Annotated in this window: 14 protein-coding genes; 8 read left to right on the top strand and 6 right to left on the bottom strand. The window is 47.4% G+C overall.

What is annotated here, in order from left to right; genetic code table 11:
* Positions 1 to 140 precede the first annotated feature (140 nt).
* On the top strand, positions 141 to 548 hold the full coding sequence (locus EXIG_RS15035; RefSeq protein WP_012371815.1) for a (deoxy)nucleoside triphosphate pyrophosphohydrolase: 408 nt from the start codon (positions 141 to 143) through the stop codon (positions 546 to 548).
* On the opposite strand, the gene EXIG_RS15030 is transcribed toward EXIG_RS15035, so the two are convergent.
* The 5 genes from EXIG_RS15030 to EXIG_RS15010 all read right to left on the bottom strand — a co-directional run bounded on the left by EXIG_RS15030 (position 523) and on the right by EXIG_RS15010 (position 6,794).
* The gene (locus tag EXIG_RS15030; protein ID WP_012371814.1) at positions 523 to 3,681 is read right to left on the bottom strand and encodes a DUF3427 domain-containing protein; all 3,159 of its coding nucleotides are present in this window, start codon (positions 3,679 to 3,681) and stop codon (positions 523 to 525) included. The genes EXIG_RS15035 and EXIG_RS15030 overlap by 26 nt on opposite strands.
* A 144-nt stretch (positions 3,682 to 3,825) precedes the next feature.
* On the bottom strand, positions 3,826 to 4,272 hold the full coding sequence (locus EXIG_RS15025) for an OsmC family protein (protein ID WP_012371813.1): 447 nt from the start codon (positions 4,270 to 4,272) through the stop codon (positions 3,826 to 3,828).
* 105 nt (positions 4,273 to 4,377) lie between these two features.
* Positions 4,378 to 5,310, bottom strand: a complete 933-nt coding sequence (locus tag EXIG_RS15020) for an aldo/keto reductase (RefSeq protein WP_012371812.1) — start codon at positions 5,308 to 5,310, stop codon at positions 4,378 to 4,380.
* A 12-nt stretch (positions 5,311 to 5,322) separates the two neighbouring features.
* A complete protein-coding gene (locus tag EXIG_RS15015) occupies positions 5,323 to 6,213 on the bottom strand; it encodes an aldo/keto reductase (RefSeq protein WP_012371811.1) in 891 nt (296 codons plus the stop codon).
* Between the two features lie 95 nt (positions 6,214 to 6,308).
* A complete protein-coding gene (locus EXIG_RS15010; protein WP_012371810.1) occupies positions 6,309 to 6,794 on the bottom strand; it encodes a cupin domain-containing protein in 486 nt (161 codons plus the stop codon).
* Positions 6,795 to 6,937: 143 nt separating this feature from the next.
* Between EXIG_RS15010 and EXIG_RS15005 the strand changes: the two genes are divergently transcribed.
* The 3 genes from EXIG_RS15005 (at position 6,938) to EXIG_RS14995 (ending at position 9,722) form a co-directional block, all read left to right on the top strand.
* Positions 6,938 to 7,219: a putative quinol monooxygenase gene (locus EXIG_RS15005; protein ID WP_012371809.1), complete on the top strand. Its 282-nt coding sequence runs from the start codon at positions 6,938 to 6,940 to the stop codon at positions 7,217 to 7,219.
* Positions 7,220 to 7,383: 164 nt separating this feature from the next.
* Entirely contained in the window at positions 7,384 to 8,790 is a 1,407-nt protein-coding gene (locus EXIG_RS15000; RefSeq protein ID WP_012371808.1) for a YfcC family protein, read from the top strand.
* A 110-nt stretch (positions 8,791 to 8,900) separates the two neighbouring features.
* Positions 8,901 to 9,722, top strand: coding sequence for a DUF1028 domain-containing protein (locus EXIG_RS14995; RefSeq protein WP_012371807.1), 822 nt, complete (start codon positions 8,901 to 8,903; stop codon positions 9,720 to 9,722).
* Between the two features lie 46 nt (positions 9,723 to 9,768).
* Here the strand turns inward: EXIG_RS14995 and EXIG_RS14990 are convergent, their stop codons facing one another.
* Entirely contained in the window at positions 9,769 to 11,406 is a 1,638-nt protein-coding gene (locus tag EXIG_RS14990) for a glycosyl hydrolase family 28-related protein (RefSeq protein WP_012371806.1), read from the bottom strand.
* Between the two features lie 146 nt (positions 11,407 to 11,552).
* On the opposite strand from EXIG_RS14990, the gene EXIG_RS14985 reads away from it, so the two are divergent.
* The 4 genes from EXIG_RS14985 to EXIG_RS14970 all read left to right on the top strand — a co-directional run bounded on the left by EXIG_RS14985 (position 11,553) and on the right by EXIG_RS14970 (position 15,090).
* Entirely contained in the window at positions 11,553 to 12,311 is a 759-nt protein-coding gene (locus EXIG_RS14985; RefSeq protein ID WP_012371805.1) for a hypothetical protein, read from the top strand.
* 65 nt (positions 12,312 to 12,376) lie between these two features.
* A complete protein-coding gene (locus EXIG_RS14980; protein WP_012371804.1) occupies positions 12,377 to 12,883 on the top strand; it encodes a hypothetical protein in 507 nt (168 codons plus the stop codon).
* Positions 12,884 to 13,168: 285 nt separating this feature from the next.
* The gene (locus tag EXIG_RS14975) at positions 13,169 to 14,152 is read left to right on the top strand and encodes a YhdH/YhfP family quinone oxidoreductase (RefSeq protein WP_012371803.1); all 984 of its coding nucleotides are present in this window, start codon (positions 13,169 to 13,171) and stop codon (positions 14,150 to 14,152) included.
* A gap of 71 nt (positions 14,153 to 14,223) precedes the next feature.
* Entirely contained in the window at positions 14,224 to 15,090 is an 867-nt protein-coding gene (locus tag EXIG_RS14970) for a hypothetical protein (RefSeq protein ID WP_012371802.1), read from the top strand.
* Positions 15,091 to 15,117 lie beyond the last annotated feature (27 nt).

Genomic DNA, 15,117 nt, shown 5'->3' with positions numbered 1-15,117 from the left:
GAGCATCGGGTCTTATTTGTCTCTGACAGCGCAGATTCCTGCGCTTTTTCCTGTAGGAGTCGTATGAAAGAAGTGATCCTTTTTCATGAGTCGTAGTTTAGGATAAACATAAATGATTGACTAAAGAGAGGATGAACAGCATGTCAAAAAAGACAATTTCCGTTGTAGGTGCAGTAGTGAATAATTCAAAAAACGAAATTCTGTGTGCTCTTCGCAGTCCTGTCATGTCATTACCGAACTTATGGGAGTTTCCGGGCGGGAAAATCGAACCGGGTGAACGTCCGGAAGAGTCTCTCCGCCGCGAAATTCTGGAAGAGTTAAATTGTACGATTCAAGTAGGTAATCACATCGAAACGACGCGGTATGAATACGACAAAGTAATTGTTGAGTTATCGACTTTTCAATCGACGGTTGTATCAGGTGAACCTCAAGCACTGGAACATGCCGAATTACGATGGGTACCCGTCAAACAGTTGGATTCTTTAGACTGGGCTCCGGCAGACATTCCGGCTGTTAAAAAAATCATGAAAGCTTTTTCCACGAAATAAATTCTTCGCTTGTTAAAGGTTCTTTTAAAATCCACTCCACATTAATCGGTTTTGATCCGTGACTGCTTTTGTGAATCAGTTCACCGAAGTATGTAAAGGGCAGGGAGCGACCTTGTTCCTTGTCAGCTTTTCGAATAAAGAGATGAATTTTGATTCCGCGTGCTTCATGTTGGCGGTAAAGTTCACCAGATTTCCCGGTTGCTGTAGCGATACTTTGCGATTGCCAGTGGAAATGGTCTTTATCGATAAAGTAGTCTTGGTAATTTAATTGATCTTCAATCGATTCATTTTTGTGTAAGTTGACGAATAATACATAATCATTCCCGGCTTGAGCGACTCCTTCGCGCCAGGATCCTTCCTGGCTTGGAGATTGTAATAACCGTTGGATGACAGCCCGGCTGTACGTCATTCTCGAAATAAACGATTGAGAACCGGTCAACCAGTTTTCTCCTCCAGAAAGTTGCTCAAAGGAGTGAAGCCCAGCGTGCATCAGCTCCTGTAAATAGTCGACTAGTGTTGGCGACGAAGCTAAAATACGTGTCACTTCTTCCGAGAATGTGTATTCACCGGCAACAGATTCAACAAGCAATACAATCCGGTCATGTGTTAAAGACGTAGACCAGCGATTAAATAGATGCTGAATCAAAGATAAACGATGTGCCAAGACCTCTGGTGAAACGGCAAAGCGAGTGGCAGTCGCTTGAATGACATCATCAGCTGAAATCGTTTGTTGATTGAGAAGTAATTGAATCATCAATAAGCTGAACGGTTCGCGAATCGGGAACCAACTTTCGATATGTTGGAGCACACGTCGTGTATCCGGATTAAGCAACAGAGCCAGTTCTTCATCAGTCGCCACTTTCTCCAGCTGTTTTAACCGCAGGACACTTTTCCACTGTTGAATAATCGTTTCGATTGCGGGGGCGTCCGGATGCGTCACCAAATCGTTTAAGGATGGAGTGTCGCCAATCATAGTTATCAGACGCTGGTAGCTTTCACGTAACTGTTTACTGGCCGAAAACTCGATTTTTTTCATTTGTTCAATGATAAAGGACTCTGTCACACGATCCAAAATTGCCAAGGAACCTTCAGGCAAAATCGGGAAATGGTTTTGAACCGCGTTTGCGACATGATAACGGTCAATCGAATGGAAAGATTGTTGGCCGGATAACACAAGCGGTGCCACAAAAGCGCGTTGACTGTTGCCGATGAAATCTAAAATCGTGACGTACTCTTTTGATTTATGTTTCCGTAGACCGCGACCGAGTTGCTGGATAAAAATCGTCGGCGACTCCGTAGGACGCAAAAACAGCATGACGTTGATTTTAGGAATATCGACACCTTCATTAAAGAGATCGACTGTAAAGATAAACGATAGCGGATCCTGATCATCTTCCAATCGTTGAATGGCGTGTTCCCGTTCTGCTTCCGTTTGTTTGCTCGTGATGGCCAGTGACTCGATCTGGTGCTTATTAAACTCAGCAGCCATGTATTCGGCATGATCAATATTGACACAAAACCCGAGTCCGACCCGAGCTGTACCGCTGTGACCAAATTTAGTCATCATCTCAAGAATATATTCCGTCCGGGAAGAACGTTCGAGTGCTTCCACTAAATCTTTTTCAATGTACAATCCATTTTTTTGCGGAATGACTTCGTAATCAATCGCTTCATCATCTTGAATACCAAAGTAATGGAACGGTGTTAACAAGTCTTGGGCCAAAGCATCATATAATCGAATTTCATACGCGATATTGTGGTCCACCAACTTAAAGATGTTGAGACCGTCCATTCGTTCCGGCGTTGCCGTAATCCCGAGTAAAAACTGTGGCGTAAAGTAGTTGAGAATTTTTTGATACGATTCTGAAGCGGCATGATGGAACTCATCAATGATGATGTAATCAAATGTGTTTGGATCGAACTGCTCCAAATGAATTTCTTTTGAAAACGTTTGAATGGTCGCAAAGATAAATTGTTTATCAAGATCTTTTTGATTTGCTTGATAACGACCAAAAGTAGCATCGCCATCTGTGAAAATCTTTTTGAATGTTTCTTCAGCTTGAGATAACAGTTTTCCACGATGGGCAACGAATAGAACACGTTTGGCATCAAACTGTTTCACATCAAAGGCAGCCAAATAAGTTTTTCCTGTTCCCGTTGCTGCAATGACCATGGCTTTTGTTTGTTGCTTTAACCGTAAACGGTGTAATTGTTCCAAAGCCGGAAGCTGCATCTCATTTGGCTGAATTACTTCGTATTCAACAGGAGGCTCTGCAACGCGGTCATTGACGATAAACTGTTTGATTTTCGGAGCGTCTAAATGGTGTTGTTCATATTGATCTAAAATTGCTGAGGTGCAGGGAATGGCTTCGTTACTGTTCCAGAGATTATTAAACAGAGTTTGCGCTTGAGAAACTAAAGACGTGAGAGGAGAATGGGGAATTCGAACATTCCACTCCAGTCCGTTGGTTAAAGCAGACTTTGATAAATTGGATGAACCGATAATCGCACTATGTAAATTAGTTTCCCGCGTAAATAAATAAGCTTTTGGATGGAAAGCCTGATTTTTTTTGATCGGTTCGTAAATTTTAATCTCGATATTTTTAAACTGCATCAGGGTACGTAATGCTTTGGCTTCCGTAATGTTCATATAAAATGAAGTTAAGATACGAATCGGTTTATTGATCCGTTCCGCTTCTTGAAATGAAGGGACGAGTGTTTGAATTCCGGAATGGCGTGTAAAGCTGACCATCCAGTCGGCAGATTGGGCTGTTGATAATTCATCAATCAAGTAATGTAACAGTTTTTCCTGATTTTCCTGTCCCGGTGCAATTAAATCCCATGCTCTTAATGATTTTTCATAATGTACAGGTGTCGCAGTAGAAGATATTAATTCACGATGCAAGGGCGTAGCCAAAAGCGGTTCATCTAATGCAGAGAGCCAACGGTTTGTGGTTTCAATCATTTCCCCGGTCAGTTGATTGTGTTGAAGTTCAACAATCGATTTATAGAAGAGTTCATTTAAGTGTGTTAGTAATTCGGCGGTATAATCTGCCGGTTGAATCGGAGAGCTTTTTTCAAAAGGATGAGATTCAGTATTTTGACTGCGTAATTTTTCTTGAAACGATGACATCTGATGACCTCCAATAAATTCCAAACTAAGTTCAGTATACGAAGGAACTGAAAATTGTGCAGCAAGAATCTAATCAAAAATAAAAGACCTCATTTCAATAAAGAAATGAAGTCGTACTGTATCAGCATACATCGAAAAGAATCCTCAGCCTTCCAACTCCACGACCGCCTCTAACGAAACCTTCACATTACCGGCCAGTGCCCGCGTAATCATACACGATCCTTCTGCTTTTTCAGCCAGCCGGCGTGCTTTTGTCAGGTTCGCTTCGGTGGTCTCTGCCGGCAGAATCAGTGTCGGGCGGTGAATGATCGCATCATACGTAAAGACCCCGTTCGTGACGTCGACGATTCCTTCCGATTCCATCGTCAGGGATACTTTCGGAATGTCATTCCGTTCCAGCATCGCAGCAAGTGTGATGATGTAACAGGTTGCTGCTGCACCGAGCAACATCTCGTCCGGATTGGTACCGACACCGGGGCCGTCCATTGCGTCCGGAATCGAAATCTTTGTTTTCAATTCGCCGGTCTCGATTTGACCGACATCATTGCGGTTGCCGGGCCAGTCTGCTGTCAGGTGAAAATGGTGTTTCATAGTAATCGCCTCCTGTTTCTTCATCATACGAGCCATTCTTCAATTTTTCGCCTAATCTGCTCAAAGCAAAACCACGCCAAGTCGAACTGGCGTGGTTTTGTTGTGTCAGCTGAAGATGTGATCGATTTGACGAATCTCGTCTTCCGTTAATTCGACATCAAGTGTCCGGATCGTATCCGTGACTTGATCAGCCCGTTTCGCACCCGGGATGATGGCGTCGATGCCGTCCTGTGCCAAGTACCAGGCAAGGACGATATGTGCGACTTCGGCATCTTTTGCTTCTGCAATCGGACGCAACAAGTCGACTTTTGCCAGGTTATCTTTAAAGACATCCTCCTGGAAGAGCGGATCATTTTTCCGAAGGTCATCAAATTTCGTTTCGGCATCATATTTTCCGGCAAGCAGACCGGCAGCAAGCGGGAAGTACGGTACGAATGAAATGCCATGTTCGCGGATATACGGTAAAATCTCTTTTTCGGCGTCACGTTTAAATAGATTGTACTCGCCTTGATAGACGTCGACATGACCGTCCTTATTGGCTTCTTTTAATTGCTCGAGCGAGAAGTTTGAGACACCGATTGCCCGGATTTTCCCTTCTGCTTTCAGCTCAGCAAGCGCCGCGACGGCTTCATCTTTTGGTGTATCTTCATCCGGGAAGTGAATGTAATACAAATCGATGTAATCTGTCCGCAGACGTTTCAGACTGTCTTCGACCGCTTGTTTCAAAAATTCGGGTGAGTTGTTCATGACAACTTTTCCGTCAACCAGTTGGTGGGCTCCTTTTGTCGCGAGAATGACTTCTTCACGTTCCACGGTTTCGCTCCACACTTCGCCGACCAATTCTTCCGAACGTTCCGGACCATAAATATAAGCCGTGTCGAGGAAGTTAATGCCGTTCATCAAAGCGACACGGACGAGATCACGACCGGCTTGCTCATCGAGGTTCGGGTACAGGTTGTGTCCACCGACCGCATTCGTTCCGAGACCGATTGGATTGACCGTTAAATTGGATTTTCCAAGTTTGACTGATTTGTTCATGACTGTTCCTCCTTAGACGATATCAAGTGGTTCTTTTTTAGTGGGTGCCGGGAATGCTTCATCGAGTGCTGCGTATTCTTCGTCCGTTAACTCGACTAATGCGGCTTTTCCGTTTTCTTCGACATGCTTAGCCTGTCCGGCTTTCGGGATGGCGATGACGTCACCGCTGCGAATCGCCCAGGCCAGAAGAATTTGTGCCGGTTTGACGCCATGTTCTTCAGCAAGACGTTCGACAGTCGGATGATCCAGCAACTGGTCCCGTAAGCTGCCGCCTTCTGCGAGCGGGCAATAGGCCATGACCGGAATGCCGTGTTGCTTAAGAAGCGGCATCAACTCATATTCGATGCCACGCGAACCGAGATGATACAGTACCTGGTTGACGGCACACTGATCGCCGTTACGAAGTGACAACAGTTCCTTCATATCAGAGACGTCGAAGTTTGAGACTCCCCAGCGGCGGATTTTACCTTCTGCCTTTAACTGCTCGAGCCCGTCGACCGTCTCCTGAAGCGGAATGCTGCCGCGCCAGTGCAAGAGGTAGAGATCAAGGTAATCCGTTCCGAGATTTTTGAGCGACTGTTCGCATGCAGCCCGTAATTTTTCGCCGCCAGCATTATGCGGGTAGACTTTCGAGACGAGAAACACATCGTCACGTCGTTCTTTCAGTACCTCGCGAATCAGTTGTTCGGAAGCTCCTTCCCCGTACATTTCCGCTGTATCGATCAATTCCATCCCACTGTCGAGTCCGACATGCAACGCTTCGATTTCAGCTTGGCGTTTACTTTGATCTTCTCCCATTCGCCATGTTCCTTGGCCAAGTGCACGAACATGCGTCTGATCCGGAAGTGTTACGGTCTTTTGTTTCAGTGCCGCCAGTATGACGGTTCGTTCTGTCTCATTCATCTCAGTTCCTCCTTTAAAAAGCACAATAGTAGGGTTTACCACTGATGTGACAGAAAAAAACGTCTGCTTTCCAAATGAAAGGAAAGCAGACGCCATTACCAATGCTCGAGTAACGGTCCTTGTTGTCCATAAACAGGATCTGTCTGAGGACGTTCGACCTGGGCGATTCGCTTCAAGTTATCCGGGCGTTCACATGGATCACCGATCAAGGTGTCATAGTCTTGCCCATTTGGATAGGCACTAACGACTTGAAACTTACGGCTTATGTGTAAAGCCTTATGACCTGTACCGGCAGGAAGGATAACGACATCGCCGGCAGTCAACGTAAAGGTTTTTCCAAGGGGCCCGCCGAGCTGAATGCTGGCGTGTCCTTCAAGAATGCCGATGACTTCGTGGGCGACACTGTGATAATGGTGAAAATCAAAAATCCCATCCACCCAGCTGTTTTTCCAGTTGTGCATATTAAAAGTCTCTTCAATAGAAGAAGGATCGTCAAAAGCATGTCGATAAATAAGTACAGGTAAATTAGGATTATTGGGGATTTCGCCATCATCCTCAAAATAAAAAGTCTCGACGTTCATAGATGAACTCCTCTCTGATGTCAAAATGATACATTTTTTTACCCGGAATATAACTTCCTTAATCGTCCAAGCATCTTAATGGAGAATGGGAAAGGAAGGTGCTACGATACTTGAGTTAATGAAATTTTAGAGGAGGCCTTCCAATGATCGCCATTGAAGCAAAATTAGAAGTACAACCTGCAAAACGTCAAGAGTTTTTAGAAGCTACAAAAACATTGATTGAAGGGTCACGGTTAGAAGCAGGTAACATCAGTTATGATTTATTCCAAAGCATCGAAGACGAGAATGTCTTCATGATGATTGAGAAATGGGAAGATCAAGCAGCAATCGAAACGCACAACACAAGTGCCCATTTCGGTCAGTTCGTGGCATTTGCCCAAACAGCACTTGCGAAACCATTAGACGTTCAATCATTTAATGCGTGAGTAAGACTCGAAAAACCTGACTACGGTCGGGTTTTTTTATTTTTCTTACAGTTTTAATATATTACAAAAAAATTAAATGACGAAATAGACTGTTATTTTTTCCATAAATAGGGCATTATCTCTTAAGAGAGTCAAAATTTAAAGGTAGGTCAGGAGGCAAATGGATGAATGAACGGAAACCACAGGCAGATGCTTCGGAGCGCTCCTTCTTCAAGATGCCTCACACGTACGCGATTATCATGGGAATTTTACTGATTGCAGTCATCTTGACGTATACATTACCGGCCGGTCAGTTTGATCGCGAAAAGCAGGACGGACAAACGGTCGTCATTGATGGGACGTATCGTGCAGTTGAATCTGCACCCGTCAATTTCTTCGGTTTGTTTGAAGCCATTCCAAAAGGGATGGAGGCAGGTGCCGCCATTATCTTTTACATCTTTTTGGTCGGTGGTGTGTTTGGAATCATCCGGCAAACGGGCGCGATTGAATCCGGCATCAATCAATTGATTAATCGGTTCGGTCAAAAAGGGCATATCATGATCCCGATGACGATGTTCGTCTTTTCCGTTGCCGGTGCGACAATTGGAATGGCGGAAGAAACCATTATCTTCGTCCCAATCGGCATCATGTTGGCACGTGCCCTTGGTTATGACGCGATGACGGGAGCGGCGATCGTCAGTCTCGGTGCCGCCGTCGGTTTTGCCGGAGGGATGCTGAATCCGTTTACGGTTGGAGTCGCGCAGTCGATTGCGGAAGTTCCGTTGTTCAGCGGACTCGGTTACCGGACGGCGGTCTATCTTGTCTTTTTAGTCGTGACGATTCTTTACGTCATGAACTATGCGCAGAAAGTCAAAAAAAATCCGGAACAGAGTCTTGTGCATGACCTTGAGAAACATCGGAAACAAGAAACAACAGCAACTTTTTCTCAATTCTCGAAAAAACATCTGTTTGTTTTGGTTGTGCTTGTTGGCGGAATCACGCTAAACGTCATCGGCATCTTTGAGTGGGGCTGGTATTTGACGGAACTGACGGCTTCGTTCCTGATTATCGGCTTGCTCGCAGGAATCGTGACGATGGGTGTCAACCGGACATTCGAAAGTTTAATCGACGGAGCCAAGGCCGTTACGTTTGGTGCCTTGATCGTTGGTTTTGCCCGGGCAATCGTCGTCATTTTAGAAGATGGTCGGGTCATCGATACCGTGATTTACGGTTTGTCGAATGCCGTCGGTCAGTTACCGACGTCCCTTGCCGTCATCGGGATGTACGTCGTCCAATTGATTACGAACTTCTTTATCCCGTCCGGAAGCGGTCAAGCAGCAACGACGATGCCAATCATGGCGCCGCTTGCCGACTTGCTCGGAATTGAGCGGCAAGTCGCAGTCCTCGCCTTTCAGTACGGCGACGGTTTGACGAATATGATTTTCCCGACGAGTGCGCACTTGATGGCATTCTTGGCGATTGCCGGTATTCCGTACGAAAAATGGTTACGATTCGTCTGGAAACTGTTTGCGATTTGGATTGTCCTGGCATGTGGTGCATTACTGCTTGCAGTTGTCCTCGGAATTCAATAAGTACATCCCAAACCTTTCGTTCGAAATGAACGGAAGGTTTTTCACATGCAGGAAACGGGAATTCCTACGACGAACGGATACGTATGACAATCGAGGGGGATTTTAGACAGATGACATATTCAATCGTTGGGTATTGTGAAAAAGAACAGGCTTGGGGTGTAGCGGTTCAGTCCAAATTTTTAGCAGTCGGCAGTGCCGTACCGTTTGCGAAAGCCGGTGTCGGAGTGATTGCGACTCAGTCGTTTGCCAATACGACATATGGTCCGGAGGGGTTGCGGATGATTGAAGAAGGTAAGTCGGCGGACGAAGTCTTAAAACGGTTAACGGAAGCGGACGAAGGACGGGCGGACCGTCAAGTTGGTATCGTGGATGCATCGGGGAAAAGTGCGACGTTCACGGGAGAAGGCTGTAATGATTGGGCCGGCGGCATCGCTGGAAAACACTTTGCGGCACAAGGGAATATTCTCGTCGACGGCAATACGGTCAAGGAAATGGCGCGTGTGTTTGAGACGACAGAAGGACCACTGGCAGAACGGTTGCTTCGGGCACTTGCGGCCGGTCAGGCAGCAGGCGGAGATTCACGGGGCATGCAGTCTGCAGCATTGTTAGTCGTCAAAGAAGGCGGCGGTTACGGTGGTTTTAATGACCGGTACATTGATTTGCGTGTCGATGATCATGCGAGTCCGATTCAGGAACTGGAGCGGATTTATCAGTTGCATACACTCTATTTACAACCAAGTAAGCCGGAAGAAATTAAACCGATTGATGATGCGCTCGAATCGGAGTTGATGGATAAGCTGCTTGAACTCGGATACCGCGGTTCGTTTGCAGAAGCGTTCCGGACGTATCTGCATACGGAAAACTTCGAGATGCGGGAACAGACGGATCGGTCGATTGATACGCGGGTCCTCGCCTATTTACGGGCACAATGAAATAAGGCTGTTTCGACACGAGTCGAAGCAGCCTTATTTTCGTGAATCAACTTAATGTAGCGTGTGTCCGGACCGGTACTTTGTAGCCGGTCGCAATAAACCGTTCCAGTTCCGGCTCAGACTTGGCGTTCAGACCGACTGTTCCATCGCCCTTAATGGCGACATTTGTCAACCGGACGTGTTCGATGTTCGGACCAATCGTGATGCCGTGTTTGGCTGAATCTTCAATCCGGACATCAATCAGCCGGACGTCTTCTGCCCGGTTGTCTCCGCCGAAGACCTGGATATCCGTTTTCGCCTGACGGAAGCCGCTCATCTTGACCTGACTCAATGTGACGTTTCGGGCTTTGTATTGAATCCCGATCATCGGCTGTTCCTGATAATCATAATACGGATCACCGAGCACCGTGAAATCGTGAATGACGACATTTCGATAGGCAGAGACGATAAGAGCACGCGGCTTCGAGTTTTGATACAGCGGCGTATACAGCGGTGTCTGGGCAATCAGCCGGGTCGCAATGATGTTGTATGCCGTTTGGGACGTCGGATCCGTTGCTTGATGATGACCGATATGACGGAAGTTAAATGACCGGTGATCATCGACAGACAGATGCCCGACGATTTTAACGGTCGATGCGGCAGATGACGTCGCGTGCGCCTTGATTTCAAGACCGCCGAAGCAGCGGGTCGTCGCATTGTTAAATAACCAGACATCCCGGGAACCGTCATCGATCTCAATCCCGTTTGAGTTCGAGAAGCCGGCCGCATGGGCGCGTCCGCTCGGATCATGCATGAAACAGTTCGAGATGAACAGATGGTCACTGTGATGGGTCGTAATCCCGTCATCACCAAATCCGGATCCGGTCAGACCGTCGAACCAGATGAACGAACTGCTGAGATTGGCCCGTGCCCCGTCACCGTTATAGTTGTAGTACGGAGTTGAAATATCAAAGCAGTGTAATCCCGGATTGACCGCATCGACGTCAAAGACCCACCCGTACGTCACGTGCGCATAGGTCAAGCAACTCGAATGATTGCCCCACGTGCTACTTTTTTTGGCGTTACCGATCCGCTCGATGTTCCAATCCAGTGTCATCCGTTCAACGAGCAGATGATGATTGCCGAGTAAGTAATTTTGATTCGTAATCAACCGGCGTCCTTTCGGTGCCGCGTCATGCAGTTTTAAAATTGTCTGTCCTTTTCCGTCCCCGGTCAAAATCGTGTAACTCGGCAGGCGGATGCCGCGGACCAGATACGTGCCGGCCGGAACGTGGACTTGCCGGTGCCCGTCCGCGAGTGCTTCCTTAAAAGCGAGCGTATCGTCGGTCACGCCGTCACCGACCGCCCCATAGTCTTTGACATCGACTTTTTCGACGTTACTGATCAATTGCTCGAATTCATACGTCAGCCGTCCGAACCAGCTGGGCCGGACTTCATCTTGTTCACTGACGAACGCTTTCGTCAACGGAAGGATGTGTTTATCCCGATCCGTCAAAAAGAGCGGTGAAATCAAGGACCGGAGATACCGGCTCGGGTGAGGTGTACGGCGCGGCGCGACGAATGAGCTGTCTTTCATCAGTTGCTCCGCCCGGAAGACGGCCTCTTGATTTGATTTCGTTTCGGTATATTCTGCAATCAGTTGTCCGTTTTGATATGGATCATGTGTATGATCTAAGTTCAACATACTTGAAACCCCTCTCTAAAAATCACTTCTTTCCTTTTCCCGTCCCACTCCGGATTCAAGCTCTTTTCTTTAAAAAACAAAAAATTCCGATAATTAGGGTCGGACTCATATATAATGGATAAAAATGACATTAACGAGGTGAGGATATGCGCTTTCGAAGTCGATTGCTTATTTTGATAGGTGTGGTCATTTTAGGACTTGGCATCATAAAACCGTTGGCTGAGGCAGGGTACAGTGCTGTGCAAAAGGTCGAAGTGTTTCCAGGTGGCGGTCAGCCGAGTTGTGTAAGCAACTGTGAATCTGAACCATTGACGTTTTGGTGGTCATACTTATTTAAGAAAAAAGAATTACCGCCCGGACAAGTTAAATATGGATATGAGACGGATGAAAAAGGTGATGGTGGGGGGGAACCACGAAAAGAAAAATTCATTTCACTTGGATTTCATTCGTTTTCAAAAGGCGAAGGCAAAGAAGGCGAAAGTGGCTTTCCCTATCTATTGATCGCGATTAGTCTCGCCGGTTTGACCGGACTATTTCTGATTGTTCGGCGTTTCCGAAAACGAAAGAAATGGGACAATACTGAAAACGAGTTAGTACCACGTTCGGTTCGAATAAAAAAACGCCTGGGAGAAACGGAACCAAAAGACGAACTGCCGCCATTACCGGTTGAACAGGTCCGGCAACAGGTCGTCCTGTTCAACCGTCATCTCCCGCAAAAACTGAAACGCCGGGAAACGGAGTCGTTCCGGGAATGGTTTGCCCGGATCGGTTTTCAGCCGTCGCCTGAATTGCAACAGCTGTACGAGACGGTCCGCTATGATCCGAATCGATCGTCTGAGATGACAAAAACGGTACTGACCGACATTGAGCAAGACTTTTCCGCCTATCTCGGACAATTGAAGTGAAACTTTTCCGACCGGTAAGGCGTACTGGTTAGAAGAACGGTATCAAGAAATGGGGGACTGAAGAGATGTACTTAGCAGATGCTGTGAAGCTAAAAAGTATCTTACGGAAGCAACTCGAACAGCTGGTCGAGGAAGTAGACCGGATTGCGTTTGTGGATCTCGAAAAAGGTGAGGCTTTGCCGACCGCTCAGGAACGCACGCTGCCGGATGTCGAGTCAGCGATGGATGAAGTCCGACGGGATATGCGGACACTCGATCGGTTAGTGTACGCAGCGAATTTGTCGACCATGATCGAGACGACGGAAGGTGAAATGCCTCTCGTCGAAGCGATTGAATTGGCAACGCAACTTCGGGCAAAGGCAACACAGTTCCAAGAACTTGCGGCCCGTCCGAAACGTGAATTCCAATACGGATTTGAAGGAACGACGGTCATTCGGCATGCCCTGTACGATCCGGATGCGTATCGGATTAAAGCGCAGGAAATCGAGCGGTCGGCACACCGGATTTCCAATGCGATCAACGCCGCCAATTACCGGACGGAGATTGATTTTGACGGGACACGTTATATGTGATCCTTGATCAGGTGAGACTCCTGATCAAGGACGGCGCTTTGACACAAACCTCTTCCAATCGGGAATTACGACGGCCACGGCACACCTATGACCACTGACCGATGACATGTTTACCTGTCACTCGTGACTACCTGCGGAAAACCAGTTTCCTTTCGTCAGACGCCAAAAACCGTGAATGCTTCGGCATTCGCGGTTTTTTTCATGGCGATCCGATCAGAACAGGTATGCCCGGGACAGTGTTTGGGTATAACTTACTGGAAGTCATTCATGAAGGAGGACTGGAAGATGAAAGAGACATTTAAAGCATTCGTCGTTCGGGAACAGGACGAGGAATTTACGGGAGCACTGGAAACGAAGCACATTGCCGACTTGCCCGAAGGAGATGTCATGATCCGCGTCGACTATTCCTGCATCAATTATAAGGATGCGCTGTCGGTTACGGGCAACCGGGGAGTGACGAAAGAATATCCGCATACACCGGGAGTGGATGCAGCAGGGCATGTCGTCGCGTCAACTGATCCGCGATTTCAAGAAGGCGAAGCGGTTGTCGTCAACGGGTTCGATTTTGGAATGAATACGTCCGGTGGTTTTCAAGAGTACATACGCGTTCCGGGAGACTGGATCACACCATTGCCGGACGGATTCACGACCTTTGAAGCAATGGCTTATGGTACAGCAGGATTAACGGCTGCTCAATCCGTCGACGAACTTTTGCAACGGGTCAAGCCGGAGGACGGACCGGTTCTCGTGACCGGTGCGACCGGGGGTGTCGGCAGCATTGCCGTTGCGCTTCTGCTGAAACTGGGATTCGTCGTCCATGCCGTCACCGGCAAAGAAGCGGAAGTCGATCGGTTGAAACAGGAAGGCGTGACAGAAGTCTTATCCCGGCAATCGTTTTTGGATGAGACGGCCCGTCCATTGAAAAAAGGTATATATGCCGGCATCATCGATACGGTCGGAGGACCGTTGCTTGCCTCCGTCATTCGCTCTGTTCAATACGGTGGACTGGTTACGACATGCGGGAATGTCGGAGGCGCCGAGATGACGTTGACGGTGTATCCGTTTATCTTACGGGGGGTTCGGTTGATCGGGATTGATGCTGTTCAACTTCCGATTGCTGAACGGGTGCGTCTGTGGCATCAACTGGCGAATGACTGGAAACTGCCGATTCAAGAGTGGGTCGATACAAAAAGCCTGAGTGAGATTTCAAACGTCGTCGCGTCACTTCTTGACGGAACCCATCAAGGCAGAACTGTCATCGAAATTTAACCACTGCCGGCACAGCATTCGGTGGTATAGTGATTAAAAAAGTGTCTAGGTCAATTCAGGAGGAACAATAGATGAGTCAAAATGAACAACAGAAAGAACAAGAACGGTTATCCCGGAAAGAACGCCGGAAGCAGAAGCGGAATCGCCGGAGCGTTGCGTTGGGCGGTATTTTGGCGACTGTCCTGATTGTCGGCGGATGGGGTTATATGGTGTCGACGAATGATGCCAGCCAAGCGACGTCGACCGTCGAGTCACCGAAAACGACCGGAGGCGAACAAGAGAAAGAAGCGAAAGATACGAAAAAATCAGCGTCGGCTGAGCAAAAGAAAAAAGAGAAGAAAGCCAAGAAAAAGACGGATCAACCAGAAATCAGCCAAGCTGCATGGGTCACGCGTCCTTTTGCGGATGTCTATCAGGATGCCAATCGGAGTAGCGTTATCTATAAAGCTGATTTAGGGGATGTCTATGAAATTTTAGATGTGGAGAACGGGATGGTTCACTTGAAATTGAGTGATGCTGTCGAAGGTTATATTCCGGAAACAGATGTCCGGATGGATGTTCCGTCGTCCGTCAAAGACAAGACATTGCTTGAGACATTATCACAAGTCGTTGCCAATCAACCAATCGAGAAGCCGGAACAATACCTCGGGCAGCCGCTCGAAAAATTCGAAGCGAAGTACGGTAAGCTCGGGAATACGCAAAAAGATGCCGTCAACACGTATCACTTCTCAAATGCGGGTTATCTGCTTGTCGTATCCGACGGAATCGTCGAAGCGATCGACTGGACGAATGCATCAGCCTCCGGTCTGTCGGCTTTAGGGGAACCTGTCGTTGAAACGAGTTACGGTACATGGTACCAGGGTGAGAAATTACAATTGAAAGCTTTCCCGGACAATGGATCAACGCGACTTCGTCTCGCGCGTGACTCAGGGAAATAAACCGGAACGGTCTGTTTTTGACAGATC

The sequence above is a fragment of the Exiguobacterium artemiae 255-15 genome (assembly GCF_000019905.1).
In the GTDB taxonomy this organism is placed as follows: Bacteria; Bacillota; Bacilli; order Exiguobacteriales; family Exiguobacteriaceae; genus Exiguobacterium_A; species Exiguobacterium_A artemiae.
The sequence above is the reverse complement of the archived record's forward strand: the minus strand, read 5'-3'. Positions and strand labels throughout refer to the sequence as shown.